This is a genomic window from Paenibacillus sp. Y930 (assembly GCF_056786375.1).
In genome coordinates, this window is record NZ_JBXCIX010000016.1 from 7,135 (window position 1) to 15,349 (window position 8,215).

7 protein-coding genes and 1 pseudogene are annotated in these 8,215 nt (G+C 36.6%); 3 read left to right on the forward strand and 5 right to left on the reverse strand.

Annotated elements, in window-relative coordinates; genetic code table 11:
* Window positions 1-437: 437 nt before the first annotated feature.
* Window positions 438-992, reverse strand: a complete 555-nt coding sequence (locus AC1TO5_RS20890; RefSeq protein WP_482064768.1) for a hypothetical protein — start codon at window positions 990-992, stop codon at window positions 438-440.
* Window positions 993-1,190: 198 nt separating this feature from the next.
* Window positions 1,191-1,493, reverse strand: coding sequence for a hypothetical protein (locus tag AC1TO5_RS20895; RefSeq protein WP_482064769.1), 303 nt, complete (start codon window positions 1,491-1,493; stop codon window positions 1,191-1,193).
* 324 nt (window positions 1,494-1,817) lie between these two features.
* Between AC1TO5_RS20895 and AC1TO5_RS20900 the strand changes: the two genes are divergently transcribed.
* A complete protein-coding gene (locus tag AC1TO5_RS20900) occupies window positions 1,818-3,026 on the forward strand; it encodes an IS110 family RNA-guided transposase (RefSeq protein ID WP_482064770.1) in 1,209 nt (402 codons plus the stop codon).
* 610 nt (window positions 3,027-3,636) lie between these two features.
* On the opposite strand, the gene AC1TO5_RS20905 is transcribed toward AC1TO5_RS20900, so the two are convergent.
* On the reverse strand, window positions 3,637-4,857 hold the full coding sequence (locus AC1TO5_RS20905; RefSeq protein ID WP_482064771.1) for an MFS transporter: 1,221 nt from the start codon (window positions 4,855-4,857) through the stop codon (window positions 3,637-3,639).
* A 39-nt stretch (window positions 4,858-4,896) separates the two neighbouring features.
* On the opposite strand from AC1TO5_RS20905, the pseudogene AC1TO5_RS20910 reads away from it, so the two are divergent.
* Window positions 4,897-5,159, forward strand: a pseudogene (locus AC1TO5_RS20910) (IS4 family transposase); the annotation flags it as partial.
* A 127-nt stretch (window positions 5,160-5,286) separates the two neighbouring features.
* Here the strand turns inward: AC1TO5_RS20910 and AC1TO5_RS20915 are convergent.
* A complete protein-coding gene (locus AC1TO5_RS20915) occupies window positions 5,287-5,901 on the reverse strand; it encodes an FMN-binding negative transcriptional regulator (protein ID WP_482064772.1) in 615 nt (204 codons plus the stop codon).
* 112 nt (window positions 5,902-6,013) lie between these two features.
* Between AC1TO5_RS20915 and AC1TO5_RS20920 the strand changes: the two genes are divergently transcribed.
* Window positions 6,014-6,964 carry an aminotransferase-like domain-containing protein gene (locus AC1TO5_RS20920; RefSeq protein WP_482064773.1) on the forward strand — a complete coding sequence of 317 codons (951 nt, stop codon included), beginning with the start codon at window positions 6,014-6,016 and terminating at the stop codon, window positions 6,962-6,964.
* A 654-nt stretch (window positions 6,965-7,618) separates the two neighbouring features.
* Here AC1TO5_RS20920 and AC1TO5_RS20925 read toward each other — a convergent pair.
* On the reverse strand, window positions 7,619-7,930 hold the full coding sequence (locus tag AC1TO5_RS20925; protein ID WP_482064774.1) for a hypothetical protein: 312 nt from the start codon (window positions 7,928-7,930) through the stop codon (window positions 7,619-7,621).
* Window positions 7,931-8,215: the final 285 nt, after the last annotated feature.

Consider the following 8,215-nt stretch of genomic DNA (forward strand, 5'->3'; position numbering starts at 1 on the left):
GTTCAAGTGGTTCAAGTGGTTCAAGTGGTTCAAGTGGTTCAAGTGGTTCAAGTGGTTCAAGTGGTTCAAGTGGTTCAAGTGGTTCAAGTGGTTCAAGTGGTTCAAGATCATTGTCTTTATTCAGGTTTGTGTTGTAAAGTGCTTTTCAAATGCTTTTGATTATATGTGTGTGGTTGCAAAGTGCCTCTTTGCATTCAGAGTGTTACTAAGGTGAGGAAAATCTCTAAAGTATTTAGTAAGATTGTAAATGCTTTCGCTTCAAACAACAAGGACGTTGTGGACGCAAACACTAACAATGCTGTTCGGATTACAATGGCGTATAACGTTCTTGTATTCACGAACTTCCGAAGGAAGTTGTCACATGAATCTACTACTCTGCCCAAAGCATCACCAGTGACCAAGGCGTAGCCACTGCGCGAATACTGTGTTATGTGTAGTTACCTCTTCTTTGAAAAACTTTCAAAATAGTTAATTATTTTGTTCCCTATATAATCTTCAAATTCTTTATTTTCTTTCTTGTAATAACAATTCCAGTAACTGATAACTCTTTGTTTCATTCTTTGATAAAAAATGGGGTTTTCTAAGAAAAACTTTTTGAATTCATTCATATCTAATTTTTCTTTATTATCGTAAATTACTTGAATGATTTCTATTACATATTCTCCAACTAATTGGCTCACATATGGAACTATCCAAGGTTCATTACTATTAATAATCTTCTTTAAGTTTTCTTCCCTCACGATTCCATTACAATGTCTTGTCAGGATACAACTGAGTATTAGTAATTGTTTTGTAGTTAATTGTTCAATTTCTTCACTCAATGGTAAATCTATATAGATTCTAAATGGAATCTCAAACAATTCTTCATCTATAATTGCTTCAAAAGCATAGCTGTCTATTGAGGAAGAAGTTAATCTAAGCTTTGAATTAATCTCTAAGATTTCATCAGATAAATAATGAGGTAGTTGATTAGTTTTTATTTGATAGTCCATTACTTCACCTACTTTCAATTTTTATTTGATGTTTAGGTAATTACATATAACGATATATTTGCGAAGTTCGCAAATAATTCCATCCTTAGAGTATTCGCGAAATGTTTATACTAACCTGCCCGTTACTTCAATAACCAAAATGAAGCTGATGCAAAGCAAGCTCTTCAACTATCGTTCCTCGTTAGCGTAATCTGAAAATCATACATCCAATCCTAATTGTTCAATTAGAAAATCACCTTGTCCGATTTTCAACGTTTGCTTTTCTAGACTATATCTCCACCCATTTGCAATAGCATATTCAATTAAACGTTCGCAATTCTTTGGTCTATGCGGGTTGAAGTGCCAACTGCCTTTCCATGTAAACAATACTTCAAAATATGAGATTTTGGATGAATACACCTTAAAATTGACAAATTCATTACTAGGTATTTCATTAATTACGATGTGAAATCGGTAACCATTAATCATAATCTGTTTTTCTCTTTTATTAAACGTTTTCAAAAAAATCACCTTTCACCTTATAGAAGGTATCTATTTATCAATAGTTCGGCAGATTTACTGGACTCTCCTGCCCGTTCGTATTATGAGATCAACCAGTTCTTTCTGGTTGATCCTTTTTTCATTTGCATAGAGGATTAAGATAGCCTGGTCGAACGTACCTGCCCGTGGGACTTGATCCCGAGAGCTATAATGTTCACCCCTACTTGTCATGACCATGATTGAGGCTGGTTGGGACATAAGATCCCGTATAACAAGCGATGCTATGGAGCGACAAGAAGAACCTTAGGGGATGCCGGTGAATCTAAACTTACAGGGAGAGATGATATGAATCCAGTTATCGGTCTAGATATTTCTAAAGAAGAAAGCCATGGACAAGCCTTTTTAGAGCGTGGAAAGCCATTCAGAGGGACATTCCACTTCGAGCATACTCGTGATGGTTTAGCTAATCTCCTTCAAGCTTTAAAGGATATTGAATCTGCAGCCAAACAACGCCCTTTGCTTATTCTAGAAGCAACCGGACATTACCAAAGTCCCGTTGTTCAGTTCCTAGAGGAACATCACTATATTTACATTGTCATTAATCCGCTCATCTCAAATCGGCTTAGAAAGTCTCAACTTCGTAAAGTAAAGACGGATGCAGCTGACGCTTACCTATTGGGAGAGTTGTACTACAAAGAAGAGTTTGAACCTTTTAAGAAAAGAGGAGTGCAACTTCTCAATCTGCGCTATCTTACAAGACAATACGAATCTCTTTCAAAGATGTGTGTACAGACTAAGCTACAATTCCAGGCTGTTTTAGATCAGGTTTTCCCAACTTATAAAGGCGTATTTGGAGCTATGTATTCCGGTATTTCACTACGGTTTTTAAGTGAGTTCCCAACCTCATATTCCGTGTTGCAGACGGATGAAATCACACTAAAATCTAAGATGAAAGAACTGCTTTCTTCGAAACGGGGGCGCTCAGAGGACTGGATTAACCAACGGATACAACGACTGCTGGATGCGGCGAAACAAAACCCATTTCAGCAAACCATGTATGCAAGCCACTTAATCAATTTGAAAGTCCTTATTTCACTCATTCTTCAGTACCAAGAGCATCTTACTGGATTGGAACAGAACATAGCTGCTCTGGCTGAAGAAATTGAAGAGTATGAATTAATTCAGTCGATTCCCGGTATTGGGCATAAAATTGCAGCAACAATTTTATCTGAAATTGGAGAAATCGACCGATTTGATCATCCTAAAAAGCTAGTCGCCTTTGCAGGCATTGACCCGAGTGTCTTTGCATCGGGTAAGTTTACAGCAACTCGAAACCGAATCACGAAACGTGGTTCCAGGCAGTTGCGTTACGCGCTGGTCATGGCTGTTCAGTGTGGACTTATTCGTTCTCGTAACACTCGAATCAAAGAATTTTACGAACGTAAAAGAGCCGAGGGTAAGCCGCATAAAGTAGCATTAGTCGCATGTGCAAATAAGCTAGTTCATTGGCTCTATGCCATCTTAAAAAGTAAAAAGGCATTCCGTCTGACTTAACAATTATAATTGGTTTAACCTTCCAAAAATTTCTGCGAATTGGAGGGTTATTTTCTTTATGTTTTTTAACTATAACATAAGATCTAGGGTAATTTTACTGGTAATCTTGACATGCTATTAGCTGGTATAGTTTAATTATCTGGTAAATCGGTAAAGTCGTCTATAAAATAGCCATTAGAATCCCAACCATCATCAGATTTCTGTAGCAATTCACCAATAAAGTTTTTAGATTCACCGAATCGTCTCAATAGAGCTGCTCTATAGTAAGTGTTGACTTGGAATAAAGATTGATTAAAACGTAGCTATAAATGATGATTCTTATAGAAAATCATAGCCCCTATTTTGAACAAATATTGATCAAAATAGGGGCTATTTTTCATTTCTGTATTGGGCTTTTTGTAATAAATATTGATCATTTCGGAAATCGAATATTCAATTAAAGCACCCGTTAGTTGAAGAAGAATCTGTGCCAGAACTATTAAAGTTATGACACCTATAATTGATAAAAAAGTCTCCCTTTCTAATTGAAAGAGAGACTTTTCGTAAATCTAACATATTTCTATTGTGTTAGATTCGGAAGTTTTCAAATCCATCACTCAACGAGAAAAAACTATTGTAAAGAACGTTCATTCGGTTTAAGAAAAGGTGTCAAGATAAGCATAAGAACTGATATACCTACAAGAAACCATATCGAAGTACCAAAGTCTCCATAGAGATCTCGCATAAATCCAACCAAAAAGGGTCCTGTTGCTGCAATCAGATACCCTACAGTTAAAACAAATCCGTTCCAGACGTTCGATTCTTCTACCGTATTTGTATTATCTAGTGGCAAGGTCATACCTAGAGTAAAAGCACCACCAAGGCCAAAAGCAAAAATAGATATAAATATAAATGGAGTTGCATTTGGCCAGATAGCAATGAGTATCAAACCTACTACAGCGAGTACGGAAGATACAGCTAACCAGCCACGGCGGTCAAGTGATTTACTAAGCGAGCCAAATATAGGATTTGCTAGCATAAATACGACGGTGAAAGTTAAGAGTATAAATCCTGCAACTGAACCCGAATATCCTTGTTCTTGATACATCGGTGAGACCCAAGCTATGACGGCATAGAAAAGGAGATTCGTACATCCGAAATATAGAGCAATCATCCATGCTGTTCGGTTTTTATATGGAATTGGCACGCGCCTTTCGGAAACTTCTTGTGAACTAAGATTATCTTTACGCCCTTGAAGGGTTATCACAATCCAGGCAATGATAGCTAAAACACCGGGCAACGCCCAAATACTGGCTGCTAAGCGCCATCCGCTTTCTGCATTTGAAGCGATGATTCCTGTTGTACCTGCTGCGAGTGCAGTACCTAGTGAAAGTGAGAAAGTATAAATTCCCATTAGTAATGCTGCTTTGTTAGGGAACTTTAATTTTATGAAACCACCCATTAATGTACCGACGATTGCGATACCAGCACCAACACCTATTGTTGTTGAAAGTAGTGTAAATGTATTGGGAGAGAATGCGCGAATTAGAGTAGATAAAGTAAGCAGTAATAAAGCATAAAGTATAACTGTATTACGACCATAGCGACGGGCAATCCATGGGGTAGGCAAAGCTAAAAGCCCCATTAATAAATCAGGTATCGTAATCAATAACGAAAGCGTTGAATATGAAAAATTAAAATCTTCTTGAATAAGAGTCGAAATAGGGCCAATAGAAATAATTCCTGGACGTAAACTAATCGACACAAGAATAATAGCCGCGATTGCAAGCCATGCACTGCCCTCCCTTTTTTGATTTTTAGCTAGAACTTGTTCGTTATTCTTTTTTCTCATCTAATCTAATCAGCCTTCCTATTTTTCATTTTTCTAATTGACTGGTTTACCCAGCAACCATTGATTAAATCTATTGTAGAACAAGGTATTGATGTGATTGGTATGGTGAAGGCTAAACGATATTTGGTTGGTCAAAAGCGAGTTGGATTAAAAGAACTTTACCGTCTAGCAACACCAGCATCAGGAAACAAAGGCATTTTTACGCTCTATTCATACAACGATGGCGAACGGCGTACAAGTAAAGGTTGTATTTGTTCGAAATCGTAACAAAAGAAGTGTTAGCAATTTTAAGCACAGATTGTGTTTGATTGAAAAGTATTTAACTCCATCACTCTATACGAAAAAGCGGCTATGTAAAGGCAGCCGATTGTTTAACTCAAGCGCCCGTTAGTTTAAGTGAAAACCTTCACACCCAGTCTTTCAATTCCCCTATTTTTTTATTTTTTCCATCGCTTCTGCCAATTGATGAGAATTCAGATTTTCCTCCTTCTGTAGTTGATCAATGATGTTGTGGTAATCCTCTTCATTTCGATTCTGGCTTAATTTATAAGCGGCTTGAACTTCTTGCACTTTAATCTTAAATCCCACAATACCTTTAAGTTCCCTTTCCAATAGCTCAGGCGAAAGCTTGTCCCAATAAATTGGATTTTTCCGATGTTTTTCATATTTTTCTAGTAACATAATCAGGTCTTGTTTTAACTCTTCTTGCTCTAAAATAATCGGTTTGCCATATACATGAACGGCTTGATAATTCCATGTTGGAACATTTTCATCACCATACCATGAAGAAGAAATATACGCATCCGGTCCCTGGTACATAACAAGTGCGTTCTCACACGTTTCAAATGTTCTCCATTGAGGATTCCCATAGGCCATATGTCCTGTGATATAATATTCATCGCCTTTTTTTCTAAACTCCAAAGGTATATGAGTCGCAATTTGTTTCCCTTGTTTTGTTGTGACGATGGTTCCAAAAGAGTTTTTTTGAATAAACTCTTTGACTTCATCCATGTCCGTGACTTTATAATATTTAGGAATAAACATGTTTGAAAAACCCATTTATTGGTTTTATAATTCCTCTAAATAAGTATACTAGAAAAATTGACATATAAAAAGATACAATTATAAACAAATAAACATGTCAGGATGGTTGTAAATGAAGAATACTATTTTTGTTTTGAAGGATGATTCCCCCAAATACAAGCAAATATACGAGAAGTTTAAGTCTTTTATTAAGCGTGGCGACTTACATCCTAATGATCCATTGCCATCCATTCGCCAACTTGCAGAGTCCCTTCAAGTCAGTCGCAATACCACATTGATGGCATATGAGCAGCTTGTAGCGGAAGGTTATATCCGCGGAGAAGCGAGAAAAGGGTATTTTGTAAATGAATTAGAGCCGGTTTTATTTCAAGATACTTTCATCCCACCTCATAAAAATCATAAAGAGACGGTAACGCCAGTCGAAATTGATTTCAGTGCAGGGGCCGTGGATCAAACCAATTTTCCCCTGAAAATTTGGAGAAGAATATCAAATCAAATTTTAACATTACGGGAGAGCTTTCGATACGGGAAACCCTTTGGTGAAGTATGCTTGCGTAAACAAATTGCTGTCTATTTACTCCAATCTCGCGGGGTAAAGACAGATTCAAATGCAATTATCATTGGGAGCAGCACACAGCAAATTTTAGACCTTTATCTAAGACATTTTCAGTATTTTGAGAGTACTACTTCCCTTCTTAGCCAGCTTACAATAGCTAAATTTATGGAAGAGGGAGAATGGAACCGTCATATTAAACGGATGCGTCTCGTTTATAAGCGAAAAATGCATTGTTTAGTTTCAGAATTAAAAAAACAATTCAAACAACATATTTCCATTATTGGGGAGCAGTCTGGTTTGTACATTTTAGTTAAGGTACATCTAAATCGTTCAGAAGAATGGTTAATCGAGCGTGCTTCCATTTATGGGGTTAAAGTGTATCCTACCTCCATCTATTTCATAGAAAATCATTCTGCGGAAGCAATTATTAAGCTTGGATTTAGTAATCTTACCTTTGATGAAATTCAAGAAGGTGTGAAGCTTTTAAAAGAGGCTTGGGGAGGCTAATATTACAATGCCTTTTACTGAAGAAGTATTGGACAGCACATTAACAAACTCTAGTACATCACCTAATTATCATAAAAATAAAAAGCATTCAAAATATAGAATGCTTTTTATTTTTCTTGTTCAACTAACCTGCCAGTTAGCGTAATAAAAAGAGCAGGATACCGAAGCACCTGCTCATCAATGTGTATTATTGAACTATCGTTCTCCGTTAGTTCGACGGAATAGAGGAGCATCCTTGTTGCAAGCCCCTTCACTATAGAATCCCGTTAGCGTGGTAACTTGAATAGTTATAAACGTCTATTTCTCTTTTCATCAAGATAAATATCCAGGGCTTTTATACCTCGTATCTCCAGCTTAATGAGCAAGTAAAGACTATATACAACCAGTAACATCAATAGTCCGTAAAAAATGAACATAAAAATAGGGTACAATGATAAAAACGAGAATCTCATTTCACAACTCCCTTTTATGGCATTTTTAGTTACATCATACCATTTTTAATATATTTACTCGTACACTTTTATTACTATCCTGTCCGTAGTTGAGAAAAGGCTGTCTTGATGGCATTGAACTATCGTTCAATAAGTATCATTCATGCGTATCGAGTGACTCCTGTATGAATTGATAGATGCGGTTTGTTTAGTGGTCTATGTTTTATTTCTTTAATGCGTTGTATTCAGCCCGAGTCTTTGTGGATATAGATTCAGGACTACGCTCTAAGTAAAGCTCAGCATCCTTAAGAGCGGAAACGGGAAGTTCTCCTTTATTTACTGCAATAACAATATTAGACATTTGTTCAAACTCAGTCCTTGAAATTTTCACATAACCAGGGAGTGTAGGTTCAGCATATTGAGGGGTAATAGGAGTAACAGGACTGGAGTATTGAGTATAAACAACAGCAGATACACTTATAACAAGAACTGTAGCAATCGCGCTGGAAAACATTATTTTCTTTGCTTTGTTCATTAGGATCTCCTTTCTTTCTTAATAAGATCTAGAAACAACACTATGAGAAGTTGGAATAAACTAGATCGTTTAATGTTTATTCTAGTATCTTCCAATATTTAGACGTATCTTATTCCGATTTGTTGCACTAAACTGCCCTTTAGCTTAATAAAATGAGCAGGTCATCACAACGCCTACTCATCCATGGGTATTATTCAACTATCGTTCCCCGTTAGTGAAGCAAGTAAAAATATTGATGTTATACAGTTTCACGGATTCCGATAGTATGTTCAAATATCTCAGATA

Bases quoted from the DNA above. Each gene is read 5' to 3' on its own strand.
- AC1TO5_RS20890 (WP_482064768.1), bottom strand. From the start codon at position 992: ATGGACTATCAAATAAAAACTAATCAACTACCTCATTATTTATCTGAT.
- AC1TO5_RS20900 (WP_482064770.1), top strand. From the start codon at position 1,818: ATGAATCCAGTTATCGGTCTAGATATTTCTAAAGAAGAAAGCCATGGA.
- AC1TO5_RS20905 (WP_482064771.1), bottom strand. From the start codon at position 4,857: ATGAGAAAAAAGAATAACGAACAAGTTCTAGCTAAAAATCAAAAAAGG.
- AC1TO5_RS20915 (WP_482064772.1), bottom strand. From the start codon at position 5,901: ATGTTTATTCCTAAATATTATAAAGTCACGGACATGGATGAAGTCAAA.
- AC1TO5_RS20920 (WP_482064773.1), top strand. From the start codon at position 6,014: ATGAAGAATACTATTTTTGTTTTGAAGGATGATTCCCCCAAATACAAG.
- AC1TO5_RS20925 (WP_482064774.1), bottom strand. From the start codon at position 7,930: ATGAACAAAGCAAAGAAAATAATGTTTTCCAGCGCGATTGCTACAGTT.